At 64.3% G+C, this 24,925-nt stretch carries 20 protein-coding genes and 2 pseudogenes; 8 read left to right on the top strand and 14 right to left on the bottom strand.

Annotated elements, in window-relative coordinates; all coding sequences use genetic code 11:
* Positions 1-127 precede the first annotated feature (127 nt).
* The gene (locus ACT2BZ_RS17040) at positions 128-826 is read left to right on the top strand and encodes a cyclic nucleotide-binding domain-containing protein (protein WP_457936309.1); all 699 of its coding nucleotides are present in this window, start codon (positions 128-130) and stop codon (positions 824-826) included.
* A gap of 83 nt (positions 827-909) precedes the next feature.
* Here the strand turns inward: ACT2BZ_RS17040 and ACT2BZ_RS17035 are convergent, their stop codons facing one another.
* From ACT2BZ_RS17035 to ACT2BZ_RS17005, 7 genes are all read right to left on the bottom strand, one after another.
* Positions 910-1,368 carry a DUF411 domain-containing protein gene (locus tag ACT2BZ_RS17035; protein WP_457936308.1) on the bottom strand — a complete coding sequence of 153 codons (459 nt, stop codon included), beginning with the start codon at positions 1,366-1,368 and terminating at the stop codon, positions 910-912.
* 184 nt (positions 1,369-1,552) lie between these two features.
* Positions 1,553-1,837 carry a copper-binding protein gene (locus ACT2BZ_RS17030; protein ID WP_457936307.1) on the bottom strand — a complete coding sequence of 95 codons (285 nt, stop codon included), beginning with the start codon at positions 1,835-1,837 and terminating at the stop codon, positions 1,553-1,555.
* A gap of 21 nt (positions 1,838-1,858) precedes the next feature.
* Positions 1,859-2,338 (bottom strand): cupredoxin domain-containing protein, encoded by a 480-nt coding sequence (locus tag ACT2BZ_RS17025; protein WP_457936306.1) that lies wholly within the window; start codon positions 2,336-2,338, stop codon positions 1,859-1,861.
* A gap of 32 nt (positions 2,339-2,370) precedes the next feature.
* Positions 2,371-3,729 carry a multicopper oxidase family protein gene (locus ACT2BZ_RS17020; RefSeq protein ID WP_457936305.1) on the bottom strand — a complete coding sequence of 453 codons (1,359 nt, stop codon included), beginning with the start codon at positions 3,727-3,729 and terminating at the stop codon, positions 2,371-2,373.
* Between the two features lie 15 nt (positions 3,730-3,744).
* Positions 3,745-5,199, bottom strand: coding sequence for a TolC family protein (locus ACT2BZ_RS17015; RefSeq protein WP_457936304.1), 1,455 nt, complete (start codon positions 5,197-5,199; stop codon positions 3,745-3,747).
* Positions 5,196-5,432 carry a hypothetical protein gene (locus ACT2BZ_RS17010; RefSeq protein WP_457936303.1) on the bottom strand — a complete coding sequence of 79 codons (237 nt, stop codon included), beginning with the start codon at positions 5,430-5,432 and terminating at the stop codon, positions 5,196-5,198. The genes ACT2BZ_RS17015 and ACT2BZ_RS17010 overlap by 4 nt, the downstream gene beginning before the upstream one ends.
* A gap of 83 nt (positions 5,433-5,515) precedes the next feature.
* A complete protein-coding gene (locus ACT2BZ_RS17005) occupies positions 5,516-5,881 on the bottom strand; it encodes a hypothetical protein (RefSeq protein ID WP_457936302.1) in 366 nt (121 codons plus the stop codon).
* Between the two features lie 741 nt (positions 5,882-6,622).
* Between ACT2BZ_RS17005 and ACT2BZ_RS17000 the strand changes: the two genes are divergently transcribed.
* Positions 6,623-7,996, top strand: a complete 1,374-nt coding sequence (locus tag ACT2BZ_RS17000) for a multicopper oxidase family protein (RefSeq protein ID WP_457936301.1) — start codon at positions 6,623-6,625, stop codon at positions 7,994-7,996.
* Positions 7,997-8,298: 302 nt separating this feature from the next.
* A pseudogene (ftsH, locus tag ACT2BZ_RS16995) lies at positions 8,299-10,172 on the top strand (ATP-dependent zinc metalloprotease FtsH).
* A 275-nt stretch (positions 10,173-10,447) separates the two neighbouring features.
* Here ftsH and ACT2BZ_RS16990 read toward each other — a convergent pair.
* The 3 genes from ACT2BZ_RS16990 to ACT2BZ_RS16980 form a co-directional block, all read right to left on the bottom strand.
* A complete protein-coding gene (locus tag ACT2BZ_RS16990) occupies positions 10,448-11,326 on the bottom strand; it encodes an ABC transporter permease (protein ID WP_457936300.1) in 879 nt (292 codons plus the stop codon).
* On the bottom strand, positions 11,323-12,264 hold the full coding sequence (locus tag ACT2BZ_RS16985; protein WP_457936299.1) for an ABC transporter permease: 942 nt from the start codon (positions 12,262-12,264) through the stop codon (positions 11,323-11,325). The genes ACT2BZ_RS16990 and ACT2BZ_RS16985 overlap by 4 nt, the downstream gene beginning before the upstream one ends.
* Positions 12,265-12,331: 67 nt before the next feature.
* Complete coding sequence (locus ACT2BZ_RS16980) at positions 12,332-13,837, bottom strand: ABC transporter substrate-binding protein (RefSeq protein WP_457936298.1); 1,506 nt, start codon at positions 13,835-13,837, stop codon at positions 12,332-12,334.
* A gap of 237 nt (positions 13,838-14,074) precedes the next feature.
* Between ACT2BZ_RS16980 and ACT2BZ_RS16975 the strand changes: the two genes are divergently transcribed.
* Genes ACT2BZ_RS16975 through ACT2BZ_RS16960 form a run of 4 tightly spaced genes read left to right on the top strand, consistent with a single transcriptional unit; the run spans position 14,075 to position 19,260 of the window.
* A complete protein-coding gene (locus tag ACT2BZ_RS16975; protein WP_457936297.1) occupies positions 14,075-15,280 on the top strand; it encodes an ROK family protein in 1,206 nt (401 codons plus the stop codon).
* The gene (locus ACT2BZ_RS16970; RefSeq protein WP_457936296.1) at positions 15,277-16,050 is read left to right on the top strand and encodes a glucosamine-6-phosphate deaminase; all 774 of its coding nucleotides are present in this window, start codon (positions 15,277-15,279) and stop codon (positions 16,048-16,050) included. The genes ACT2BZ_RS16975 and ACT2BZ_RS16970 overlap by 4 nt, the downstream gene beginning before the upstream one ends.
* On the top strand, positions 16,043-17,632 hold the full coding sequence (gene ggt, locus ACT2BZ_RS16965; RefSeq protein ID WP_457936295.1) for a gamma-glutamyltransferase: 1,590 nt from the start codon (positions 16,043-16,045) through the stop codon (positions 17,630-17,632). The genes ACT2BZ_RS16970 and ggt overlap by 8 nt, the downstream gene beginning before the upstream one ends.
* Positions 17,632-19,260 (top strand): ABC transporter ATP-binding protein, encoded by a 1,629-nt coding sequence (locus ACT2BZ_RS16960; RefSeq protein WP_457936294.1) that lies wholly within the window; start codon positions 17,632-17,634, stop codon positions 19,258-19,260. The genes ggt and ACT2BZ_RS16960 overlap by 1 nt, the downstream gene beginning before the upstream one ends.
* Positions 19,261-19,347: 87 nt before the next feature.
* Here ACT2BZ_RS16960 and ACT2BZ_RS16955 read toward each other — a convergent pair whose 3' ends face one another.
* Positions 19,348-20,850 carry a hypothetical protein gene (locus tag ACT2BZ_RS16955; RefSeq protein WP_457936293.1) on the bottom strand — a complete coding sequence of 501 codons (1,503 nt, stop codon included), beginning with the start codon at positions 20,848-20,850 and terminating at the stop codon, positions 19,348-19,350.
* A complete protein-coding gene (locus tag ACT2BZ_RS16950; protein ID WP_457936292.1) occupies positions 20,847-22,466 on the bottom strand; it encodes a CHAT domain-containing protein in 1,620 nt (539 codons plus the stop codon). The genes ACT2BZ_RS16955 and ACT2BZ_RS16950 overlap by 4 nt, the downstream gene beginning before the upstream one ends.
* Positions 22,467-22,781: 315 nt before the next feature.
* Between ACT2BZ_RS16950 and ACT2BZ_RS16945 the strand changes: the two are divergent.
* Positions 22,782-23,138, top strand: a pseudogene (locus ACT2BZ_RS16945) (GMC oxidoreductase); the annotation flags it as partial.
* 31 nt (positions 23,139-23,169) lie between these two features.
* Here ACT2BZ_RS16945 and ACT2BZ_RS16940 read toward each other — a convergent pair.
* On the bottom strand, positions 23,170-23,922 hold the full coding sequence (locus ACT2BZ_RS16940; RefSeq protein ID WP_457941366.1) for an amino acid ABC transporter ATP-binding protein: 753 nt from the start codon (positions 23,920-23,922) through the stop codon (positions 23,170-23,172).
* A gap of 50 nt (positions 23,923-23,972) precedes the next feature.
* The gene (locus tag ACT2BZ_RS16935) at positions 23,973-24,908 is read right to left on the bottom strand and encodes an amino acid ABC transporter permease (protein ID WP_457936291.1); all 936 of its coding nucleotides are present in this window, start codon (positions 24,906-24,908) and stop codon (positions 23,973-23,975) included.
* Between the last annotated feature and the right edge of the window lie 17 nt (positions 24,909-24,925).

The raw sequence follows: 24,925 nt of genomic DNA, 5'->3' as shown, positions 1-24,925 counted from the left end.
GGAACAAGCCTCAGGGACGACCACGGCAAGACCGAGGGGCGTCTGCATCAAGAGTGCTCGTTGGTTCTATTTTGTAGGGTGAGTAGACGGTCAATCCGACGCTTGATAAATATCAAGGATAGCCATCATGCGAACAGCTGACCTGCCGGAAGTCCGGTCCCTCGGATTGTTCGAGAGCATGGACGAATCAAATTTCGATGCGCTCGTGCAAGCTGCCTACCTGCAGACCTTTCCGGCACAACTCGATCTCATCGCAGAAGGCGATCCAGCAGACTTCCTCCACGTCGTGATCGAGGGGTGCGTCGAACTCTACGCACGGGCGAACGGTCGGGAGTCGACCATGGGTATGGTCCGGCCGGTCGGTACGTTCATTCTTGCCGCGGTGCTCAAGGATGCCGTCTATCTGATGTCGGCACGCACCTGCCAAAAATCGAAAGTCCTACTCATTCCCGTCGAAGATGTTCGTCGGGCATTCCGGGCGGACGAAGCGTTCGCACGCGCGATCGTTCTCGAACTGGCGGGCTGCTATCGTGCCGTGGTCAAGGAGCACAAGGACATCAAGCTGCGAACCGCCATCGAGCGTCTGGCCAATCGTCTTATCCGCTACCACAGGGATCAGGGGGAGACCGGCAGGGTGGAACTGCCCTACGACAAGCGAACAATGGCATCGCTGCTCGGGATGACGCCTGAGAACCTGTCCCGCGCGTTCAACACGCTGAAGCCCTATGGCGTCGACGTTGACGGAACGACAATCCGCCTGAACGACATGAAGGCATTGAATGGTCTCGCGAAACCAAACCATCTGATCGATGATCGCGCGACGTGATGATCCATGACGTCGCGGATGTTCGCGGGCTTGGGGCCCGCAATTTTGTCCATTGAGGGCCACCATGTTCCGTCGAAGCGGGTCTAGGGGTAACTGGCGTAGATTTCAGTCGAGCCGTCCCGCATCAGGAGAAGAACATCATAGGGGTCAGCGTCCGGCCCTGGCTCGCCCATGCCCGGTGAACCGTAAGGCATATCCGGTACGCTGAGTCCGATTGCGTCGGGGCTCTCCGAGAGCATCCTTCTGACTTCGCGGGCCGGCACGTGACCTTCGACAACGTAGCCCGCAACATGGGCGGTGTGGCAGGAGGTCTGGCCTTCCTTCAGGCCGGCTTCGGCCTTGGCGGACATCAGATCGGCCGGTGCCAGGTCGCGCTCGGTTACGGCAAACCCATTCTCGCGCATGTGATCGCTCCATGCGATACAGCAGCCGCAAGATGCCGACTTCAGCACTTCCAGCGCCTCTCCGGCGGTAGCTATTCCCGGAACGAGCAGGGCGGCAGCGACGAGCGCTGTCCGCACAGCAACTAGGGTTGTAGACATTCTCGGCCTCCTATCGAAAGAAAACATACTTGACCAGTGCGGCGACGACGAGCGCGATCACGACCAGTCCGACAACGCCCCAGAATCCCATGCCCCACATCATTCCGTCCGACATCATTTCACCCATCTTCCTTCTCCACGGTTGAGGGAGCGGCAGGACCAAAGCCTGCCGCCCCGGTTTTAGCTACTTGATCTCGGTGACGGTCAGACGGCCATTGACCTTCTCGGCGACGAACTCGATCTGCTGGCCTTCCTCAAGCTGTTCCAGCATGGCCTCGTCGGCCACGACGAACACCATCTTCATGGGCGGCATGTCGAGGTTCTTCAGTTCCTCGTGCCTGATGGTCAGCTTCTTCTGCTTGGCGTCGATCTTGGTGACTTCGCCCTTGGTGTATTCGACCGCGGCCGCGGTTCCGCCAAGGGTAAGCGACATGGCAGCGATCGCGATCGCCTTGATGATCATTTTCATTGTCTCGTTCCTGTGTTTCGATCAGTGGCTGACGGTGATTTCGCCCTTCATTCCGGACTCGTAGTGGCCCGGAATGAGGCAGCCAAAATGGAACCCGCCGGCCTTGGCGAAGGTCCAGACGATCTCGCCCGTCTCGCCGGGTGCCAGCCGGATGGCGTTGGGGTCGTCGTGTTCCATCTCGGGGAATTTCGCCATCAGTTCCTTGTGCTTCATGATCTCGGCATGGCCGTCCATGACGAATTCGTGGTCGGTCTCGCCCTTGTTGACGAACTTCATGCGAACGGTTTCGCCTGCCTTGACCTTCAGCAGGGCCGGTTCGAAGAGCATCTGCCCGTCGTCGTTTTCCAGCATCGTGATCATCACCGTCCGTTTCGCCTTGGCGGCCTCGCCGGCCTTGCCAATCGCCATCATGTCGTGGTGGCCACCGTCGTGGGTGCCCGATGCGAGGGTCGGCGATGCGAACAGCAGCAGCGCCGGGAGTAAAACTGTCAGTCGATTCATGAATCATGCTTCCTTGTCTTTGGTTGCGGGAATTATCCCTGTTTGTGACCGCCGTGCGGACTTGCCGGGGCCATCGTTCTTGCGTCGTCGGACTTGACGGGGTCGGGTATGTCGCCAGTCCACTCGTAGGCGACGGTTCCTTCGGGATGCTCGTACCAGCCGGGGTCGCTGTAATCGTCGGCGGCAAGCCCCTCGCGAACCTTGACGACCGAGAACATGCCGCCCATCTCGATCGCGCCGAACTGGCCCCAGCCGGTCATCATCGGGATGGTGTTGTCGGGCAGCGGCATCTCCATCTCGCCCATGTCGGCCATGCCGCGGTTGCCCATCGCCATGTAGTCCGGCTGCACCGTGCGGATCTTCTTGCTCACCTCGGTCTTGTTCGCACCGATGAAAGTCGGCACGTCGTGCCCCATGGCGTTCATCGTGTGGTGCGACTTGTGGCAGTGGATCGCCCAGTCGCCGAGATGCACGGCGTCGAACTCGTAGGCGCGCATGGCGCCGACCGGGATGTCGATGGAGACTTCAGGCCAGCGCGCTTCGGGCCGCGTCCAGCCGCCGTCTGTGCAGGTGACCTCGAAGTCGTAGCCATGCATGTGGATCGGGTGGTTAGTCATGGTCAGGTTGCCGACCCTGACCCTCACCCTGTCGTCCTTCGCCACCACGAGATGGCTGATCCCCGGAAACACCCGGCTGTTCCAGGTCCACAGGTTGAAGTCGGTCATCTCCATGACGCGCGGCACGTAGGCGCCCGGCTCGATGTCGAAGGCGTTGAGCAGGAAGACGAAGTCCCGGTCGACGCGCATGAAGCCCGGGTCCTTCGGGTGGATGACGAAGGAGCCCATCATGCCCATCGCCATCTGCACCATCTCGTCGGCGTGCGGGTGGTACATGAAGGTGCCGCTCTTCACGAGGTCGAACTCATAGACGAAGGTCTTGCCGGGCGGGATGCCGGGCTGGGTCAGGCCGGTGACGCCGTCCATGCCGTTGGGCAGGATCAGCCCGTGCCAGTGCACCGTGGTGTGCTCGGGCAGCCGGTTGGTGACGAAGATGCGCACGCGGTCGCCCTCGACGGCCTCGATGGTCGGACCGGGCGACTGGCCGTTATAGCCCCACAGATAGGCGGTCATGCCGGGCCCGAGTTCGCGCTCGACCGGTTCGGCGACGAGATGGAACTCCTTGACCCCGTTGTTCATGCGGTGCGGCAGGGTCCAGCCGTTGAGCGTGACCACGGGCTGGTAGTCCGGCCCGCTGGTTGGAAAGATGGGCGGCTGCATGTCCGGCGATTCCATGACCGGCGCATCGGGCAGGCCCATCGCCGAGGTTTTCGACCAAGCGGCCGCGCCGGCGAGAAATGCACCGCCGCCGATTAGCTGACGTCTTGTGACCATGTTCTTCTCCCGCTCCTAGTGTCCGCCGCCGGCATCGGCGACCGCGGCGACCATCCCGCCGCCAGCCGGCGTCGAACCGCCGCCGCCGTGAATGGCCGTGCCGAGGTCGACATCGGCGAGCCAGAAGGCGCGCTTGGCGTTGAGGGACAGCATGATCGAGTTTATCTTCGCCCTGGTGTCGGCGAGCAGCTCGAAGGTGTTGGTGATCATGCCGTTGTAGGTGAGGACCGATTCCTCCTCGATCTTGACCCGCAGTGGCACGACATTGTTGCGGTAGTGGCGCGCGATCTCATGGGTCGAGCGGTAGGCATCGTAGGCGGCGCGCGCCTGCGAGCGGATGTTCACCGCCTTCTCCGCCAAGAGGTTGGCGGCGCGCATGTAGGCGAGCTCGGCCTTGCGCATCCGCGCCTTGCCGGTGTCGAAGATTGGTATGACGAATTCGACTTCGGCTATCGGTACCGCCGTCGTGGTGGTGCCCTCCGCGTCGCTCTCGCGCTCGACCTCGACGCCGGCAAGCAGCTCCAGATCGGTCAGGTAGCGGGTCGCCTCTGTGAGCCCGAGGGAGCGAGCTTCGGCCTCGAGAGCCAGCCTGGCGATCTCCAGGTCGACCCGGTTCTGCAACGCCTCGGCCTCGATTGCGCGTTTGGCGGCGACCGAACCCGGGATGGCGGGCAGCGCATTGGGCACCCTGTAGTCGACGTCGCTTCCCCACAGCCCCATCAGGCGGGTGAGCTCCTCCTTGGCGGTGCGTGCCGCGAGCCGGGCTTCGGCGGCCTGGCCGGTGAGCTCGGCGTAGAAGACATGCTCGCGCGCCTGCCCCGTCTTGGTGAAGGCGCCGGTCTCGCCGAGTTTCGCGGCGAGCGCGGATGCGGCGTCGGCTGCCTGCTGCGCCTTGTTGTAGTAGGAAACCGTTTCCCAGGCAGAGACGGCATTGATCCAGGCGCGCCGCGTATCGGCGGCGAGCCGCAGCGTCTCCTCAGCCGCCAGCAGCTGCGCCTGCCGGAAGCGCACCTCGGCGATGGCCACGCGGCGCGGCCGCGTGATCATGGCAAGGATGTTGCTGACCACCGCAGCTTCGACCGTGCGGACCGGATCGATGCCGATCATGCCAACGGACACGGTCGGGTTCACCAGCAGGGATGCCTGCCAGACATCGGCGGCGCTCATTCCGACATCCGCATAGGCGGCCTGCAGGCCCTTGTTGTTGAGCAGGGCGACCTGCACCGCGACGTCCGGACCGATCAGCTTGTTGCGGACAAGGCCGCTGACCTGCGCCGAGACGGCACTGGCCTCGGTGGCCGACTGGACCCATACCGCGCGGCTAGCCGTTACTGCCGAAGTCCGTGCAGACACCGGGGCGAACGAGGCGGCTGTGTCCGACATCATGTCGCTTGAGGAAGTGGTCGAGCACGCTCCCAGCAGCAGCGGCAGACCGACAACCACAATGATTTTCGAGATCGGATGCTTCATGTTCCCGCCCCCGTTTTTGCCGGAGACAGGTCGTCATTGAGCTTGCGCCAGTTCTGCGGATCGACCGGCTGGCGCGGGTGATAGTCGACGATCACCGGGTGATGGTGGGTCGGCCTGATCCCGAGTGTGGGATCGACGGGACTGACCGCTGGCAGGATGTCGGGTGGCGGCGTCGCTGCGCATCCGGATACGGACAGCAGCGACACGAGTATCGCTCGATGTGCAAGATTCATGAAAGACCCTGAAGGCTGACGTGCGTTCGATGCCGCGCCGGAACGGATTCCGGACGCGGCGCGCTAACCCCGGCTGGGGCGTGTCAGATCAGGTGTCGGGGAGGCCGGATGAATTCGGCATAGTTGCCGTCGATCAGGACGGCGGCAACCGATTGAGCAAAACACCGCGCAACGGCGTGCATGATTTCGACCGAATCGACCGGAACGGCGCTGGCGGGTGCGCAATGCACCTCGCAGCCCTTGTCGGCCACGGACTTGCCGCCATGGTGCTTTTTTTCGGCCGGCGCTGCAGAATCAGCCGCCTGGCCATGGTGATGATCGCTTGCCGCATCCACGACCATCTCGTGATGGGCGGCGGTCTTTGCGTTCATCTGGCCGAAAGAGCCTGCTGATGCAAAGAGTGTGCCCTGCAGCGAACTGACCAGAAAAAAGACGACCGCAAGCGCCACGCGCCATTGCGCGGATTCTGAAAGTCGCATGTTTCCAGCGTTCAACATCAATCGCCTTCGACAACTGTTCGCGGAATTTGTCAATCGAACCGGCACCCTGAGGGAGGAATCGCACCAAAATGTGATGTCGGAAGGCGATGGACAGGAGCGCTTCAAACCAATCCGGCTGTCGTGAGCCCTGGTCGCCGTTCCGCGGCGCGCGGCGGCCCGGCCACGATCCTCCTGCACGGCGTGAGTTCCCGTCGAGACCTACCCCTCCCCCCACGAGCCTGGAACTGCAAGCGCCGCAGCGGACCGAGAGCCGTGCGTGCGGAAACGGTATTGCGGCGGCGGAGGCAGCTGAAAGTACGGTTGGTCGGCGGGGATTTCGATCTGCATTTCGGCCCGAGGAAGCGCCATGGCGCCGGCCGCGAGTATCGGTGCCAGGAGCGTTCCGCCGAAAGGACTGCGGCCGGGGCGGAAAGGATCAGGTGACATGGAGGCTGCAGGCCACCCGCCCAAGCCTGCCTGAGACATCGATTGCTCAGGGCCAGTGTCGGATGCCGGCAACGCCCTTGAGGAGAAGTTGTCTTCTCTTCACATTTGTCGGCAAATAGGGCCTACCCGTGGTGGCTGGAGCTGCTGGCAGTTGCAGGAGCACGGAAGGGAGGATGTCCAAGCATGTCCCATATGCGCAAATGGCACATAACGCGCCGCTCATTTCTCGCTGCGGCCGCAGCGGCTGCAGCAGGAACGCCGCTCATGAACAAGGAGCTGTTTGCTTCTGCGCATCAGGTCCAGCTGTTTGACCTCCGACCCGGGCCAGGAACGGCAAGGCTCGTCACCAAGCCTCCGTTGGAAACCCCTGCCTGGACTTTCAACGGTTCGGTGCCGGGACCGGAAATTCGTATCCGACAGGGCGACAGGCTGAGAATCTCCGTCAAGAACGAATTGGCGGAAGAGACGACTGTCCATTGGCACGGTGTGCGCACGCCCCATGCAATGGATGGCGTGCCTGACCTGACGCAGACGCCGATCGCGCCCGGTGAGACCTTTGTCTACGAGTTCGACGCGGTCGATGCCGGTACCTTCTGGTATCATCCGCATCAGCGCAGTTTTGAGCAGGTGGGACGTGGACTATACGGACCCCTCATCATCGAAGAGCCCGATCCGGTGCGAGTTGATCGTGATGTGACCTGGGTTCTAGACGATTGGCGCCTCACCAGCTCGGGCGCCATCAGCGACGATTTCGGCAACCGGCACGACATGGCCCACGCCGGGCGCATCGGCAATACCGTAACAATCAATGGGAGCATTCCCGACCAGTTTGTCGTGCGCAAGGGTGAGCGCATACGTCTTCGCCTGATCAATGCGGCGAACGCACGCATCTTCGGACTGGACTTCTTGGACCTTCAAGTACAGGTCGTCGCGCTGGATGGTCAGCCTGTGACACCGCATGCGCCCGAGGATGGTGCGGTCGTATTGGGGCCGGCCATGCGGGCTGATCTGATCATCGACATGACGGGCGCGGCAGGGAGCCGGAATACGGTAGCCGACCGCTTCTATCGAGGCCAAGACTACCGCTTGATCGACATGGTCTATGCACCAGAACCGTTACGCGAGACCGTTCCCGATTGGCCGCTCGATCTTCCTGCCAACCGGCTCGCCGAGCCCGACGTCGCCGCCGCGACGAGGCATGAGGTGGCGTTCAACGGCGGGATGATGGGCGGTATGGTCATGCAGGAAATGGGCGGCGGGACCTCCGATCCCATGGGCTCGATGATGGACATGATGCACGGCGGCGGCATCTGGTTCATCAACGGCGTGGCGGCGCAGGGTCATATGATGGAACCGATTCTTACGCTCGCTCAGGGTGAGAGCCACGTAATCCGGATGACGAACATGACGGCCTGGCACCACCCTATCCATCTCCATGGCCATTCATTCCGGGTGATCTCGCGCAACGGCGCACCGACCCGGCACCGCGAATGGCAGGACACGGTGTTGATGGCGCCACGAGAAATCGTCGAGATCGCGTTGGTTGCGGACAATCCTGGCGACTGGATGTTCCACTGTCACATCCTCGAACATCAGGCGGCCGGCATGATGGGCGTCATTCGGGTGGCCACGAGCTAATCGTCGACTGTTGCCTGTCGTGTGTATCGCGTTTCGGCATAGTCCATTCTGGATCGATCATAGACGTGCACGCGGCCCATGAGGGTCCGATGTCGCGTCATAACAGCCGGAAGCCGACCTTCGGCTTCCGCCCAAAGAAGCACAGATCCAGAGTACGCGCGCCAAGCCCGAGTTGATTAGCCACAACTCCAGTTGACCTGAGTCAACGTCAACGCCAGTTCATCAGCTAGTGTAGGTGATATTCTCCTGTGCGATGAGGAGGTTTTAAAGGCTGCCTTGCAGCAATTTCTTGGGACAACCGAATGGGAAATCACGCGAAACCGCCTTCCGCGCCCGAACCGAGTCCATTTGGTCGCCTGTTTTGGGCGTTTGTCACCGGACTGGCATTTTTGGGCTACTTGGCCACCCAGATGCCCGATGGGTCACCGACCAGCAAATCGATACCGTACAGCGAGATCAAACAGCTCATTGGAACGGGTGAGGTTTCCGCAGTGACCTTGGAAGCCACCGCCATAGTCGCAGTGTTGCGCGAGCCGACCGCTGATGGGATCAAAACGGTCCGTGCGATTACACCCCAGCAGCCCGACCCGGCACTTCTGCCGATGCTTGAGGAAAACAGGGTTCTCGTCGTGGCCGAGGAGCCTCGCGCTCCATCGGTGCTGATTTCGTTCCTGCCATGGCTGCTGATTATCGCATTCTATTTCTGGCTCAGCCGCAGAATGACGGGAGGCGGATTCAGTGGTGGACTTCCCGGCGGCCTGGGCGACCTGCTCGGCAGATCGGCAAAGCCCACCAAACCCACCAGCAAGATCACCTTTGCTGACGTGGCGGGCCAGGACGAGGCGAAGCGGGAGGTTTCGGAACTGGTCGAATTCCTGCGGGATCCGAAGCGGTTCGAGAAAGTCGGGGCATCCGTCCCGCATGGTGTGCTGCTGATGGGGCCACCCGGCACCGGCAAGACGTTGCTTGCGCGGGCATTGGCAGGCGAAGCGGAGGTGCCGTTCTTTTCGACCTCAGGCTCGGAGTTCATCGAGGTGTTTGTCGGCGTGGGCGCGGGCCGCGTGCGCAAGATGTTCGAGGCCGCGCGCAAACAAGCGCCCGCCATAATTTTCATCGACGAACTGGACAGCATCGGACGCACCCGGGGGACCGGCGTGGGCGGGGGGCACGATGAACGCGAGCAGACCCTGAACCAGATCCTGGCCGAGCTGGACGGCTTCACCGCCCGTGAGGCGGTTGTCGTCCTAGCCGCCACGAACCGCCCCGATGTGCTGGACCCGGCCCTGCTGCGCCCCGGCAGGTTCGATCGTCACGTGACCCTGTCTCTCCCGGACAAGGGTGCGCGCCGCGCGATCCTGGATGTTCATGCGAAGAACCTGCCTCTGCGCTCCGATGTCGCGCTCGATCTGGTCGCAGCGGGAACACCGGGGTTTTCCGGGGCGGACCTGAAGAACCTGCTCAACGAGGCTGCAATTACTGCCGCGCGCCGGTCAGGGTCGGACATCACGCCTGCCGATCTGGACGAGGCACGCGACAAGGTGATGATGGGCACGGTGCGAACCCTGGCAATCCAGCCGGACGAAAAGCACCGTTTGGCCGTGCACGAGGCCGGACATACCGCCGCGGCCTACTACAATCCTGGCGCCGACCCGCTCTACAAGGTCACGATCATCCCGCGCGGACGCAGCCTCGGCGGCACTCACATGTTGCCCGAGAACGAACGCCATACCCTCTCCGAAGCCTATCTGCGGGTGCAACTGACCACCCTCCTGGCCGGGCAGCGGAAAAGACCTTATTGGGCTCGGTCAGTTCCGGTGCCGATGACGACATCCGGCGTGCCACCATTATGGCCCGCTCGATGGTCGCCCGCTGGGGAATGGATCCCGAGATCGGCCCGATAGACCTGCGGCAAAGCGAAGACCATCCATTCCTTGGACAGCAGATCGCCCAGCCGCGTAGCTTTGCGGATGAGACCGCGGCCCGGGTAGACCAGGCAGTGATGAACCTGCTGCACGAGGCCGAAGAACAGGCCATCTCCCTGATCGAGAGCCATCGAGACCAGATTTCCCGGCTCGTCGCGAGGCTCGAAGCAGAGGAAACCCTGGATCTCGACGCCATCCGGGACTGCCTTGCGGACGACACCAAGATAACCCCGTTCGTGAAGAGTCGAAAATGACGCGATCCCCGCAAGTATCCCGTCGGGGCCTTGGCCGGCTGTCTCTCCAGCCGATCCATCCTCAGAATTGCGCAGACTGCGGCTCGAACATCAACATCAGGATCCCGAAAGGGCAGCTCCTGCTGCGGCGGGTTGGCTGGGGGTATGCCGCATGCCTTCGTCGAGGCGTGGATTGACCAGAACCTGCCGGCCAGTGTCCGGCAAATCCGAGCCGATCGTTAGACTGCGGTGCCCGGCCGAAATCCGTCGCGTGTGACCGAGCCTGCCTTCGACCGTCAGCTGTCCTCGGACTGCGGCGTCAGCGTATCGTTAAGACCATCGCCCAGCAGGTTGAAGCCGAGCACGATGGCGATGATCGCAAGGCCAGGCCAGACCGCCATCCAAGGAGCCTCGGTGAGGAACTGGCGGGCGATGTCGAGCATGCTGCCCCATGACGGGGCTGGCGGGCGCTGGCCGAGCCCAAGGAAGGCAAGGCTGGCCTCGGCGAGCACGGCGACCGCCATGGTGATGGTGACCTGGACGACGATCGGCGCCATCACATTGGGCAGGACATGGGCGAGGATGATGTTGCGATCGCGCACGCCGAGCGCGCGCACCGCGGTGATGTAGTCCTCGTTCTTGATAGAGAGGACCTGGCCGCGCGTCAGTCGGACAAAAACCGGCATGGCCGAAACGCCGATGGCGATCATCGCATTCTGCAGGCTCGGTCCGAGAAAGGCCGCCAGCGCGATGGCGAGGACCAGGAAGGGCACCGCCAGCAGGGCATCGGTGAAGCGCGCGATGATGGCGTCGACGATGCCGCCAAAATAACCCGCCACCAGGCCAAGCGGCACCCCGATGGAAATGGCGATGACAACGGCGATGACGCCCGCCGCGAGCGAGGCGCGCGACCCGAAGATGACCCGGGACAGCACGTCGCGGCCCAGATCGTCAGTTCCGAACCAGTGCAGGGCCGATGGCGCCTGCCGCACGGCGAGCCAGTCCGAGGCGTTGGGATCGAAGGGCGCAATCAACGGCGCGAAGACGGCAACCAGAACGAAGAACAGCACCAGCGTGCCGCCGATCATGGTGCTCGGATGCAACAGGGCGCGTCGCAGGGCAGAGCGGCGTGCACCGCCGCGCGCAGCAGCCATCGGGGCGGCCTCGCCGCTCATGAGCGAAGCCTCGAGCTAAGGACAACGTAGGCAAGGTCGGCAATCAGGCTGAGCAGCAAAAAGATGACCGCCGAACACATGACGACGGCCTGGACGACGGCGTAGTCGCGGCTGAACACGCCGTCGACGATCATCTTGCCGAAGCCGGGAATGCCGAAGACCTGCTCGGTCAGCACGGCGCCCGACAGAAGCTCGCCGAGATGCAGGGTGCTGGTGGTGACGACAGGAATCAGGCCGTTGCGCAGCGCGTGGCGGGTGACCACGATGCGTTCGCGCAGGCCCTTGGCCCGCGCGGTACGGACATAGTCCTGCTTGAGGACGGCGATCATCGAGCTGCGGGTATGACGCATGACGATGGCAGCAGCGGCCGTGCCCAGAACGATGCTCGGCAGCAGCGTGTAGCGGAGATTGTCGAGCGGAGATTCGAAGAAGCCGACATAGCCGCCGCTCGGAAGCCAGCCGAGCGAGACGGCAAACAGCAGGATCAGCATGATGCCGAGCCAGAAGCTCGGGATCGACAGGCCGCCGAGCCCGATCAGGCTGACGATGTAGTCGACCGGAGTGCCGCGGCGGATGGCCGCGAATACGCCGGCCGGAATGCCGATCAGAAGCGCGATGAGCATGGCCTGGAGCGAAAGCTGCAGCGTGACCGGCAGCTTCTGGACGATCATCTCGCCGATCGGCAGGCGGGTGCGGATGGAGAGGCCGAAATCGCCCTGCAGGATGCTGCCGAGCCACTTGAAGTACTGCACCGGCAGCGGCTGATCGAGGCCGTACTTGGTGCGCAGGAATTCGATTACCGCGGGGTCCGGCTCCTGGCCGGCAAGCGCCAGTGCGGGATCGCCGGGGAGCAGTTTCAGCAGGCCGAAGACGAGCACCGAGACGAGCAGCAGCGTCGGTATCGAGATCAGGATGCGCCGCAGGATGAAATTGAGCATGTCGTTCTGGCGGATCCCGGAGGTGTCGGGGCCGCGCCCGGTCGTGTGACCGGGCGCGGCCGTCGGATCAGTTGGACTTCGGCTTCACGCCCGTGACGCGCAGGATGCCGTCCGGATAGATCGAAATCCCATCGACCGAGGCACGCGCACCATAGAACCACGTCGAGTGGTAAAGCGGAATGGTCGGACGGTCGTTGAGGTAGATCTCCGCTGCCTGCTCGTAGAGAGCCTTGCGGGCATCCGTGTCGAGTTCCTTGCGCGCGGCGATCAGCACATCGTCGAGTTCCTGCGACTTGTAGCCGTTGAGGTTCTGGCTGCCGCCGGTGCCGAAGAAGGTGTACAGCGTCGGATCGGGATCGGCGCGGCCGCTCCAGTTGCCGATGTAGAGCTCGAAATTGCCGGCGAGATAGCGCTCGATGGCCGACGAGGTCTCAAGCGGCAGCAGGTTGACCGTGAAGCCAGCCTCCTGCGCCATCTGCTGGATGATCTGCGCCACGCGGCCGTCGGTCAGCGAGTTCTCGTAGGTAATCTCGATGGCCGGGTTCGCGACGCCCGAGTCCTCGATCAGCTTCTTGGCCGCGGCGACGTCGCGGGCCGGCATCGGGTGCTTGGCGCTGTAGAAGGCGCTGGAGGGCGGGATCATCTGGTTGTCGGCGGTGAACTCGCCGTTGAAGGCGACCTGGTTGATCACGTTGCGGTCGAGCGAGAGTTCGAGTGCCTTGCGCAGGTCGGGCTTGTCGGCGAGAACGCCGCCGGAGTCCGGACGCACGTTGATGAAGAGATGCGAAACGGCGAGCCCCGCCGAGGTGTAGAGCGCGAGGTCCGAGTTGGACCGGATTGCCTCCAGGTCCGTCGGTGCGATGCGTTCGGCGACATCGAGGTCGCCGGCCTGGATGCGCGACAGGCGCACGGTCGAGTCGGGGATGATCTGGTACTCGATCGCGTCGTAGCCGATCTTGTCCGCGTTCCAGTAGCCGGGATACTTCTTCAGGCTGATCTTGTCGCGCGCGCTGCGGCTTTCGAACTGGTAGGGACCCGAGCACACCGGGTTGGCGGCGAACTCGTCGGTCGAGGTGCCGGCCGAGGGCGAAACCATCATGCCGGCGCGATCGGTAAGCACCGACAGGAGCGGTGCGAACGGGGTCTCTAGCTTCAGCACCACGGTAGACGAGTCAACGACCTCGACCTCCTTGATCGGCGACAGCTCGGAACGGCGCTTTGATTCCTTCAACGTCTGCATGCGCTCGACATTGGCTTTGACCGCTTCGGCGTCGAAGGGCTTGCCATCATGGAAGGTCACGCCTTCGCGCAGCTTCAGCATCAGCTCGGTGTTGCTGTCGTTCCACGACCACTCGGTCGCCAGCTGCGGCACGATCTCGAGCTTCGCATTGATGTCGAGCAGCTTGTCGCACAGCGCGTCGAATACGATGCGGCCGGAATAGGTGCCGCCGGTCGCCGGATCCATCGTATCCGGGTCGTCCTGCAGGCCGACACGCAGGGTTTCTGCACTTGCAGATGCCATGGAGATCGCCATCAGACCCGACAGGACCGTCAGCTTTTTCATTAGCTTCATACTCGGAATTCCCTCTTACTTTTTTTACGCCTGCGCCACGCAGCCGTCTCCACCTTGGATGGCAGCGAAACACACTCGGTTTCTTTTGTAAAGCAGGCGAACCAATTATCCATGTTGCGGATCAGGACCGGCCCAAGAACCCGGATTATAACCCCTATTTGATGGTATCCGGGTTGACGAAAGTAGATTTGTCAGTGAATTTGTCCGTTACATTGACTAATTGAAGTTTGACTTTTCATGACCGATCTTTCCTCGCTCGCCACGCCGCGACAGATCACGCTCCGCACGGTGGTCCGCATCCTGCTCGACAGGGGACCCGTGTCGCGCGCCGAACTCGCCAGGCTGACCGGGCTGTCCAAGCAGACGATGTCGGAGGTGTTCCGCGATCTCGAGAATGGTGGCTGGGTGCAGATGGCCGGCCGCACGCAGGGCGCCGTCGGACGCAGCGCCGCCACCTATGAAATACGCGCCGACCGCGCGCTGGTGTTTGGCGCCGACGTCGGCGGCACCAAGATACAGGCAGCGCTGGCCGACATGCACGGGAACATCGTCGCCGAACTGGTCGAACCCACCGACGCGCGCGGCGGGCAGCACGTCATCGCGCAACTGGCGCGCACCAGCGAAACACTGACCACCCGCGCCGGCCTGCCGGCCCACCGTGTGCTGGTCGGTTCCGTCGGTATTCCCGGCGCTTTCGATCATCGCTCCAAGCGGCTGTTCATGGTTCCGAACATCGCCGGCCTCGAAGGTTCGTCCTTCGCCGAGGAACTGGAAAACCTCGTGACCTTCGATGTCGAGGTGGGCAACGACGTCAACATGGCCGCCAAGGGCGAGTTGTGGATGGGCGAAGGCAAGGGCATCGACAATTTCGTCTTCATAGCGCTCGGCACCGGGGTCGGCATGGGGATCATCAACGAGCGCCGCATCCTGCGCGGCGCGCGCGGCGCAGCGGGCGAAGTGGCAACCCTGCCGGTCGGCGCAAGCGCCTACGACTCCCGCACCTTCCACTCCGGCGGGCTTGAAACGGCGATCGGCAGCGCGGCGATCCGCGACCGCTACGAAGGCGCGGGCGGCCAGACCGGCCTGACTGTGCGCGAGATCATCGACCGCATAAAGGGCGGAGACCGCATCGCTGCCGCCACGCTAGATGAGGTGGCGCGCACGCTGGCCGAGGCGATCCTGGCGGTGTCGGCAATCGTCGACCCTGAACGCGTGGTACTTGGCGGCAGCATCGGCGCGCGCAGCGAACTGCTCGAGCGCGTGCGCCACTTCCTGCCGCTCTGCATGCCCTCGCCGCCCGAATGCACCATCAGCAGGCTGGGCAGCCGGGCCGCGCTGTTCGGCACCATCGCAAGCAGCCTCGACCGGCTCTACGAGAGCCTGTTCCAGACCGAGGGCTACGACCTGCTGTCGGAAGCTGACGTTGCCGAGGCGGTCGAATGAGCGCCCTGCGCGCACAAGTCGAGCAGCCGGTTCGCCTGTTCGCAACCTCCCGGGAGGCCGAGCAACTGGTGGCCGGCATTCTCGCCGCGCGCATCCGCAGCAACCCGGCGAGCGTTCTCGGGCTCGCAACGGGCGCCTCGATGATCGGTGTCTATCGCGAGCTTGCCAGAATGCACCCTGCGGGCGGCCTCAGCTTTGCCAGGGTAACGACGTTCAATCTCGACGAGTATTGCGGCCTTGCCGCCGGCGATCCGTCGGGCTTTGCTGCCTACATGGACAGGAACCTTTTCGACCATGTCGATGCCGACAGGCGCCGGCTGCATCTGCCCGAGGGCGATGACGCCGGACCTGCCCGCTACGAGGCGGCGATCGCGGCGGCCGACGGCATCGACCTGCAACTGCTGGGCATCGGCCGCAACGGGCATATCGGCTTCAACGAACCGGGTTCGCAGGGCACGTCGCGGACGCGCGTCGTCGAGCTTGCCCCGCCGACACTTGCGGCCAACGCCAATGACTTTCCAACCGGCGTGGCAATGCCCCGCAAGGCAATCACCATGGGCATCGAGACCATCCTGTCGGCACGGCGCATCGTGCTGCTGGCGACCGGCGCGGCGAAGGCGAAGGCCCTTGCCGGTGCGCTCGAAGGCGAGGTCGGCCCACACAACCCTGCCTCCTTCCTGCAGCAACACCCCGACGTAACGGTAGTCTGCGACCTAGCGGCGGCGGCCGAACTGCGCAACATCCCGAAAATCGAGAACTCACATGCATGACCGCGACTTCATGGTGCCCGGCAAATCGGTGGCCCTCGCCGAGAACGGCATGGCAGCAACCTCGCACCCGCAAGCGACACTCGCGGCAATCGAAATCCTGAAAGCCGGCGGCACGGCGGTCGACGCGGCAATTGCCGCGGTTGCCCTGCAAGGCGTCATCGACCCGCACATGACCGGCATTGGCGGCGACTGTTTCGCGCTCTACTCGCCGGCCAGCGGCCCGATGGTCTCCTACAACGGCTCCGGGCGGTCGCCGCGGGCCGCGACGCTGGACACCTACCTGGCGAAAGGCTGGACGACGATCCCCGACGATTCCGTGCACACAGTGACCGTGCCCGGCGCCGTCGATACCTGGTGCAGACTGAACCGGGAACACGGCAAGCTCGGCCTCGACCGCGTCCTGGCGCCGGCCATCGAGGCCGCCGAAAACGGCTTCACGATTCCGCCGCGCGTCGCGCATGACTGGCAGCTCTATGCCAGCCGCGTCGCAGCGCATGCCGACGCGGCTGCGCAGTTCCTGCCCGGCGGGCGCTCGCCGGTGACCGGCGACAGGCTGAGCAACCCGGCGCTCGGCGCGACGCTCCGCAGGATCGCGCGCGAAGGACGCAGCGCCTTCTATGAGGGCGAAGTGGCAGACGACATGGTCGCCACGCTGCGGGCGCTGGGCGGCCTGCACGACGCGGGCGATTTCGCGTCCTTTGCCTGCGAAGAGACGCAGCCGATTTCGGCCGGCTATCGCGACCACCAGCTCGTCGAGTGTCCGCCCAACGGCCAGGGCCTGGCGGCGCTGATCATGGCCCGGCTGCTCGACGGCTTCGACCTCTCCGACGCGTCGCTGAGCGAGATCGACCGCATCCACCTGCTGGCCGAGGCCACCAAGGAGGCCTACCGGCAGCGCGACGCGTTGGTCGCCGATCCGGCCGCCATGACGGTCAGCGTCGAGGAGATGCTGTCCGACGCCAGCATTACAAAGATGCGCGCCCGCATCTCGCTCGACCGGGCCTCGCAGATCGCGGTTGCCGACATGCCGGTCCACCGCGACACCGTCTATGTCAGCGTCGTCGATCGCGATGGCAATGCGATGTCGCTGATCAACTCGCTGTTCTTTGCCTTCGGCAGCGGCATCTACGCCAAGAAAGGAGGAGTGCTGTTGCAGAACCGCGGCACCGGCTTCTCTCTGGCGCCCGGGCATCCCAACGCCATTGGGCCGTCCAAGCGACCGTTCCACACCATCATCCCGGCGCTGGTGTGCAAGGACGGTCGCACGGTCGGCTCGTTCGGCGTCATGGGCGGCCAGTACCAGGCGACCGGCCACGCCCACATCCTGTCGCAGGTGCTCGACCGCGGGTTCGACATCCAGGCGGCATCCGACCAGCCGCGCAGCTTCTTTACCGACGGCATGATCAGCCTTGAGACGACCATCTCGGAGGACACGCGCGCCGGGCTGGAGGCGCGCGGCCACCAGACGCGCCGGGCCGACGAACCGCTCGGCGGCTGCCAGGCGGTTTGGATCGACCATGAGCGCGGCGTTTTGTGGGGCGCCTCGGATCACCGCAAGGACGGCATCGCGCTGGGATATTGATGATGGACACCGCTCTCCCCGACATCGCACCCACCGTATCGGTACAGCACCTGGCGCTCAGGCTGCCGCGCGGTGCCGACCGCGACTATGCGCTTGCCGACCTCAGCTTCGACCTGCCGGCCGGCGAGATCCTGTGCATCGTCGGCGAATCGGGTTCGGGCAAGTCGCTCTGCGCGCAGACCCTGATGGGCCTGCTGCCGCGCGCCATCAGCGTCGAGCGCGGCGCTGCGCTGTTCGACGGCATCGACCTGATCCACGTGGACGCGGCGACGCTGCGCACGCTGCGCGGCCGCCGCGTCGGCATGATCTTCCAGGAGCCGATGACCGCGCTCAATCCGTCGATGCGCATCGAGGACCAGATCATGGAGGTCTTCGAGGCGCACGACCTGCTGACGCCGCCCGAACGGCGCGCCCGCGCTCTCGACCTGGCGCGCGAAGTGCAGCTTCCCGATCCTGAACGGGCGATCAAGGTCTATCCGCACCAGCTGTCGGGCGGGCAGCGGCAGCGCGCGATGATCGCCATGGCGTTGGCGCTCGAACCGGCGCTGCTGATCGCCGACGAGCCGACGACCGCGCTCGACGTCACCACCCAGGCGCAGATTCTCAGGCTGATGCGCGAGATCCAGAAGCGCCGCAACATGGCGGTGATCTTCATCACGCATGATTTCGGCGTGGTGTCCGACATCGCCGACCGGGTGCTGGTGCTGGAAAAGGGCATCGTTGTCGAACAAGGCACGGCGCATGACGTGCTGAGCAACCCGCAGCATCCCTATACAAAAGCGCTGCTCGCGGCGGTGCCGTCCGGCACGCCGGCGATCCGGCCGGCCGAGGCCGAACAGCCGGTGGCGCTGTCGGTCGCCAACCTCAACAAGTCATACCGTTCCAAGGCCGGCATGTTCGGCGCGGTGCGCACCGTGCATGCGGTGAAGGATGTCAGCTTCCAGATCAGGCGCGGCCGCACGCTCGGGCTGGTCGGCGAATCGGGCTCGGGAAAATCCACCGTGGCGCGGCTGGTGACCCGCATCAGCGACCCCGATTCCGGCACGATCGAGCTCGGCGGCCAGGACTATTGCGCCCTGCGCGGCGAGGAGCTGCGGCGCCAGCGCAGCCGTATCCAGATGGTGTTCCAGGACCCCTTCTCATCGCTTAACCCGCGCCGCAAGGTTGGCCTCAGCATCGCCGACGGCCCGATCGCACGCGGCGTGGCGCGCAGCGAGGCGCTGGCCAGGGCGCGTTCGCTGCTCGAGCTCGTCGGGCTCGACCCGCGCTCGGCCGACCGGCTGCCGCACGAGTTTTCCGGCGGCCAGCGTCAGCGCATCGGCATCGCCCGGGCGCTTGCGCTCGAACCGGACGTGCTGGTCGCCGACGAGGCCGTCTCGGCCCTCGACGTGACGGTGCAGGCGCAGGTCCTGAAGCTACTCGACGAACTGAAGCAGCGGCTCAACCTGGCGATGCTGTTCATCACCCACGACCTGCATGTCGCCGCCCAGGTCTGCGACGACATGGCGGTGATGCGCTACGGCGAGATCGTCGAGATGGGGCCGACGCGCGAGATTTTCCTCAACCCGCAGCACGACTACACCAAGCAACTGCTGGCTGCGATTCCCGGGGCGGCGCGCCAGCATTAGCGTCGACATCAAGCCGGCCTCCCGGCTGCTCGACGATCTGCCGCTGGCCATCGGTGGCGCTTGTTTCCAGCAAATATGCCGTCGCAATCAATCAGGATGCGGCTCGGTTGACTGTGTTTTTGCGTCCCCCTCACCTGGCGAGCCTGTTGTCGCCGGGCGCGGCGACGCTGCTGAGCCTTCGGTCATGGCCAGATTGGTGTCGATGAAGGTCTCCAGAAACCGCCGTCGTTCACGCCGCGCCGCGTCCTGGCCCGAAGACTGGTCGCGCATCAGCTTCTGGCGCTGCGTGAACTGCGTGAACGCGTCGCGCGCCAGCGGCAGCAGAGTTTCCGGCGCCGCCCCTTGAAGGGCCGCCTGGTGGACGGCCATCGTCAGGATGAATTCGCGCTGCTGCCAGTTGTCCGAGGCGAGGTCGGCCGCCTTTTGCGCCCGCGCCATCAGTTCGGCCAGGATCGTCTCGTCCGGCTCCTCTCCCTGATGGAGACGTATGATCACGATATACAGCTCTGCCAGCGCTGCGTTGGCTGCATCTCCATTTCGGGCCGCGTCGTCTGCGCTGCGGCGCATCTCGGCTTCGGCCGCGACGAAGTCATTCTGCGCCAGAAGCACCGCGCTGCGCTGAACCAGGATCGTGAAGCGCCGTTCGGGTGTCGAAGCGAAGCGCTCGGCCAGTCCCAATGCGGCGGATGCCAGTTCGACGTCGTTCAGCATGACGGCCATGGCGCCGATATTGCTGAAGATGTCCCAGGCAAGACTGCGCCCGCCGGGCTCTGCCACGAAATCTTCCGGAAGCCCTTCCCCAGCTGAATCAATCCAATCGCCCCCGGCGATTTCGGTCGCCGCACGCTTGAAGGCGCGCAGGGCCGCGTCGGGACGACCCTCAAGGCGGAAGGCGTAGCCGGAAACGGCGTGGCTCCAGCCGTTGACGAAGCCGAGCGACATCTCGTCTATCGCCGTGCCGCCCGGCAGCATGGCGCGAGATGCGAGCCCGTGCGCGGCGGTCGTGTCGCCTTCATTGGCCCGCCTTTCTGCCTCCTGGAGCAGGTCCAGCGCCAGTTGCACGGCATCCGGCAGTTCGCTCGCACCACTCGACGAGCCGCGCGCCGCCCAGTTGGAGATCTCCGATTCCAGATCGCTGCGAGAGTCGGCGCCGAACCGCTCGCCCATCCAGACGGCCGGAATGCGCGCGCTGTCGACTGCCTCCTGGTAGCGGCCGAGCTCGGCCAGCGCGTAAGCGCGTGAGACCAGCAGCATGTTCTCGAACTCGCGATCAACCTCTTCCTGCGTGCGCGCAAGCCGCAGCCCTTCATCCGCAAGATGCAAGGCAAAGGAAGCATTGCCCTCGAAACGGGCTGTATCGGAGTAGATGGCATAGACGACGGCAAAGCCCGGCGAAAGTGCCCCCTGCTCGCCGGCATCGCGCAGCCCCTTGCTGAGCACGGCGCGGGTGTCAGCATAGTCTTGGCGCAGTTGGTAGGCCGCCATGGCGTCATCGACAATGGCGAATGGGTCGAGCGGTTCTGCCGCTGCGGGAAAGATGGCAGCCATGACAACGGCCGCCGAGAGCAGCGCCGAGCGAAACCGTGTCATGATCCGCCATCGCCCACGATCACGAATGGCGCCCATGCAGAAGGGTGTGCCAGGGAGAAATCCTTCGGACTGTTCATGACCTCGAGCATCGATTGTCTCAGGGCTTCCGAGCGACCGGCGGCCGCACCGGTCGACAGCCTTTCGATCGCACCAGTGGTCAGCATGGCCGCAGCGTCGTCGCGCACCGGCCAATGCGACACCAGAATGGAACGGGCCCCAGCGTAGAGAAAGGCCCGGGCCAGCCCGGACAGCCCTTCGGCGTCGGGTTCACCGTTGCTGCCGGCAGTGTTGCATGCCGAAAGGAGCACCCAGTCAGCCGTCAGTTTCAGCGCGGCGATCTCGGACGACGTCAGCAACCCGTCATCCTCTCTGGACGCAGCCTCGGGCGGGGTCAGGACCAAGGCCGGCTCCGCCAGCCCCTCCAGGTCGCCCGAGAGCAGACCATGCGTGGCGAAGGCGATGATGTTGTAACCGGAAAGGTCGACGGACTTGACCACAGTTTCGCTCGCGTCCGCACCGAGAAAGAGGCTCGATCGCCCGCCCAGAGACGATGCCAACCGTTCGATCTCCGGCCCTGTCTGGGGCAGAGCCGGCAGGTTGCGCACAGCGCTCACATCGGCGAAGACGCCGCGGAAGAAGGACTGCCCCACGGCGGGATTGCCGGACCTGGTCTCGACTAGTCGTCCACCGAGCACTGGCGCGCCGAAACCCGCGAATGCCACTTGCTTTGAGCCCTGCGCCACCGAGGGCAGGCCCCGGATGACACGCAGGCTGCCGACATCGGGCAGCGTCGTGGTGGCATGGCGCCTGACGAGCCAGGCAGTGTCTCGCAGGGCCTGGGGATCCGTGTCGTCTCCCCTTGGCCTCTCGGTCACCAGCAGCGACAGCGGCAGGCTGCTGATCGGGCCATCGGCGACGACGTGCAGATGCGAGGCGCTTGCGATCACCACCTCCAGGGGAGCCAGCAATTCCAGATACAACTGATGCGCCAGCCCGCGGTCGAAGCGGGGGACGCGCGGCCCGTCCTTGCCCTTGACCAGCGAGACGACGCCGCGGTTGGTTGCGTGCGGGTCGAGCTGGCGCCGCAGCTTGGCGATATCGCCGGCCAGCCGTTCGGCCCCATACGGCGCCCGGTGCCAGGCAACCTGCTGCTTGCCGATGGCGAATATGAAGATGGCATCGCGACCCGACAGGAAAAGCAGCAGCGCCTCGTCCTTGCCCAGCACTCCCTGCACCTGTGCGATGGAAAGCGGCTCGGGTGCAGAGAAGTCGGCGAAACGTGGAAAATCCCGGGCAAGGACCAGATCGATGGAGGCCATCTCATCCTCCAGCGAATCGACTTCGCCACGCAACGCGATACGCCCCTCCGGCACGGTCTCGTCGGCCAGTCGATCCTCCAGATCGCGTGCGCGGTCGGCGAGGTCCTGCCGATCGCGCACTTTCCCTGCGAGTAACGGATCGCGGACCACGGCGCGCAGGCCGGTCTGCTGAAGGGCGCGCCCGGCCGAGGACTGCATGGCCCATTGCGCGGCGACGAAGGCCTGATCGAGCGGGTCGTAATCGGCTCCCCCCGCGGGTGGAACAAGGGAGAGCAGCAGCGCGCCAACCAGCGCCACTACAGTGCGAAAAGATGAAACCTGCCTGCCCCGCACCATAGTCCCCATGCCCTGCCCATACCCCAGGGGAGCCTTGCTGCCAATTCCGGCGAGAATCGGGACGGCAAGACTTCGAATCGACGACACGCGTCGTGGCTATGTCGCCAACAGCAGCGGAACTCCCGCGCTCCCTCAGGCGCCAATGACAAAAGCACAGACGAACTCTGTTCGCTGCTTCGTCACAAGGGCGGCAATATCGATAGCACTGGCGCTTTCACCATCCTCGGCAAATCGCTCGGCCTGAAAACAACTTGACAACGCGGGCGCAATGCCGCCGAAGACCGCAATGTTGCCGTGGAATCGATCCGGCTGGCGCGCCGCCTGATGGCAACCGAAAGGCTGCGCGCCTTCAAGCCGCACGAAGTCTCGCCGGGCACCGAGATTGCAAGCGACGATGAACTCGTGGCGGCGGCAGGCCGTATCGCGACAACAATATTTCATCCCGTCGGCACCGCCAGAATGGGCCGACCCGATGACCCGCGGGCGGTGGTCGATCCTTCGCTGCGCGTCCAGGGTATCGACAATCTGCTCATCGCCGACGCATCGGTCATGCCGCGCATTGTGTCTGGAAACACGCACGCGCCTGTCGTGATGATTGCCGAGCGCGCCGCGGATCTGGTGATGTCCCGCTGAGGCCGGTCCCCTAGCAGCCAAGCGGCGTGGCCTAGAGGACCCGGGACAGGAATTCCCGCGTCCTGGGCGACTGGGGATCTGCGATCATTTCGCGCGGCACGCCGCGTTCGACGATCAGCCCCTCATCCATGAAGATCAGCTGATCGCCGATCTCGCGGGCGAAGGCGACTTCGTGGGTTACCACCACCATCGTCATTCCGCTTTCGGCAAGGTCACGCATTACGTGCAGCACTTCGCCCACCAGTTCGGGATCAAGTGCCGAGGTCGGCTCGTCAAACAAAAGGACCTTCGGTTTCATCGCCATGGCCCGCGCGATGGCCACGCGCTGCTGCTGACCGCCGGAAAGCTCGCGCGGGTAGCGGTCGATCTTGTCGAGGAGTCCGACGCGTGCCAGCAGCACCTCGGCTTCTGCTTTCGCCTGCTGGACCGGAACCCGTCTCACCTGCGTCGGCGCCTCGATCAGGTTCTCCAGGACGGTCATGTTGGAGAACAAATTGAACGACTGGAACAGCATGCCGATCTCGGCGCGACGGCTGCACAGGAGATCGTCCTTGACCTCATAGAGCCTGTCGCCGCGCAGGTCGTAGCCGATGAATTCGCCATCGACGAGTAGAATGCCGCCGCTGAGTTTCTCAAGGTGGTTGATGCAGCGCAGGAAGGTGCTCTTGCCTGACCCCGACGGGCCGATGATGCAGGCGACCGACCCGACCGGCACGTCGAGATCGACACCCTTGAGCACCTCGAGATGTCCATAGGACTTGCGCACCCCGCGCGCGAAAACCATCGAATCGTCCGGTACGCCGAAGCGCGCGCGGTTGTCATGTCTTGCCTGGTTCATGCCGCCGCTCCGCCACGCCGCATGCCGAAAGCATTGCGTAGAACCTGCATCGTGATGGATTCGGTACGCTTGTCGCTGCGTCCGAAATAGCGCTCGAGGAAATGCTGGCCGACGGACATGATGCTGACCACGGCGAGGTACCAGAACGCGACCACGATCAGCAGCGGTATGGTTTCGAACGTGCGCGCGTAGATGCTCTGCGCGGAGTAGAAGAGGTCGTCGACGGCGATGAACGTGACAAGCGACGTCATCTTGAGAAGGTTGATCGCCTCGTTGCCGGTCGGGGGCACGACGAAGCGCATGGCCTGGGGCAGCGTGATGCGCTTGAGGATCATCCTGTAGGGCATGCCGAGGGCGCTTGCCGCCTCGGCCTGTCCGCTCGGCACCGACTTGATGCCGGCCCGGATGATCTCGGCCATGTATCCCGCCTCGCAGAGCGACAGCGCCACGACCGCCGAGAAGAACGGCGTCATGAAGTCGTTCGTCTTCACCGAAGCAAGGGTTCCGACGAAGGGCAGCGTGAGCGAAACCTCGCGCACGAGCAGGGAAAGGTTGAACCAGAAGATCAGCTGGATGAGGGCCGGAACGCCGCGGAAGAACCAGACATAGGCGCTGGCGAAAGCGCGAAGCACCGGGCTTGGCGAGACGCGCATGACCGCCACGATCGTGCCGATGATGATCGCCGCCACCATGATGAGGACAGTCAGGACCAGGGTGTTGCCGAGACCCCGCATGATCGACGGGTGAAGCAGGTAGTCTACCGCTGTGCCCCAGGCGAAGGCCGGATTGCTTGCAAAGGCCCGGAAGATCACCGCTGCCAGCAGCAGGGCGAAGATCGTTCCCACCCAGATGCCATAGCGCTTCTGCGGCACGACGGTCAGCCGCGCTGCGTCAGCCTGCGGATCGGGTTCTGTTCGCGCGGCAACGCTCATCACTGCTTACTCCGGAC

This window comes from Mesorhizobium sp. 10J20-29, from assembly GCF_054130485.1.
Note: the sequence above shows the minus strand (reverse complement) of the source record. Positions and strands in the feature narration are given on the sequence as shown.

Excerpts from the sequence above, each read along its gene's own strand:
- ACT2BZ_RS17040 (WP_457936309.1), top strand. The coding sequence starts at position 128 with ATGCGAACAGCTGACCTGCCGGAAGTCCGGTCCCTCGGATTGTTCGAG.
- ACT2BZ_RS17035 (WP_457936308.1), bottom strand. The coding sequence starts at position 1,368 with ATGTCTACAACCCTAGTTGCTGTGCGGACAGCGCTCGTCGCTGCCGCC.
- ACT2BZ_RS17030 (WP_457936307.1), bottom strand. The coding sequence starts at position 1,837 with ATGAAAATGATCATCAAGGCGATCGCGATCGCTGCCATGTCGCTTACC.
- ACT2BZ_RS17025 (WP_457936306.1), bottom strand. The coding sequence starts at position 2,338 with ATGAATCGACTGACAGTTTTACTCCCGGCGCTGCTGCTGTTCGCATCG.
- ACT2BZ_RS17020 (WP_457936305.1), bottom strand. The coding sequence starts at position 3,729 with ATGGTCACAAGACGTCAGCTAATCGGCGGCGGTGCATTTCTCGCCGGC.
- ACT2BZ_RS17015 (WP_457936304.1), bottom strand. The coding sequence starts at position 5,199 with ATGAAGCATCCGATCTCGAAAATCATTGTGGTTGTCGGTCTGCCGCTG.
- ACT2BZ_RS17010 (WP_457936303.1), bottom strand. The coding sequence starts at position 5,432 with ATGAATCTTGCACATCGAGCGATACTCGTGTCGCTGCTGTCCGTATCC.
- ACT2BZ_RS17000 (WP_457936301.1), top strand. The coding sequence starts at position 6,623 with ATGAACAAGGAGCTGTTTGCTTCTGCGCATCAGGTCCAGCTGTTTGAC.
- ACT2BZ_RS16990 (WP_457936300.1), bottom strand. The coding sequence starts at position 11,326 with ATGAGCGGCGAGGCCGCCCCGATGGCTGCTGCGCGCGGCGGTGCACGC.
- ACT2BZ_RS16985 (WP_457936299.1), bottom strand. The coding sequence starts at position 12,264 with ATGCTCAATTTCATCCTGCGGCGCATCCTGATCTCGATACCGACGCTG.
- ACT2BZ_RS16980 (WP_457936298.1), bottom strand. The coding sequence starts at position 13,837 with ATGAAGCTAATGAAAAAGCTGACGGTCCTGTCGGGTCTGATGGCGATC.
- ACT2BZ_RS16975 (WP_457936297.1), top strand. The coding sequence starts at position 14,075 with ATGACCGATCTTTCCTCGCTCGCCACGCCGCGACAGATCACGCTCCGC.
- ACT2BZ_RS16970 (WP_457936296.1), top strand. The coding sequence starts at position 15,277 with ATGAGCGCCCTGCGCGCACAAGTCGAGCAGCCGGTTCGCCTGTTCGCA.
- ggt (WP_457936295.1), top strand. The coding sequence starts at position 16,043 with ATGCATGACCGCGACTTCATGGTGCCCGGCAAATCGGTGGCCCTCGCC.
- ACT2BZ_RS16960 (WP_457936294.1), top strand. The coding sequence starts at position 17,632 with ATGATGGACACCGCTCTCCCCGACATCGCACCCACCGTATCGGTACAG.
- ACT2BZ_RS16955 (WP_457936293.1), bottom strand. The coding sequence starts at position 20,850 with ATGACACGGTTTCGCTCGGCGCTGCTCTCGGCGGCCGTTGTCATGGCT.
- ACT2BZ_RS16940 (WP_457941366.1), bottom strand. The coding sequence starts at position 23,922 with ATGGTTTTCGCGCGCGGGGTGCGCAAGTCCTATGGACATCTCGAGGTG.
- ACT2BZ_RS16935 (WP_457936291.1), bottom strand. The coding sequence starts at position 24,908 with ATGAGCGTTGCCGCGCGAACAGAACCCGATCCGCAGGCTGACGCAGCG.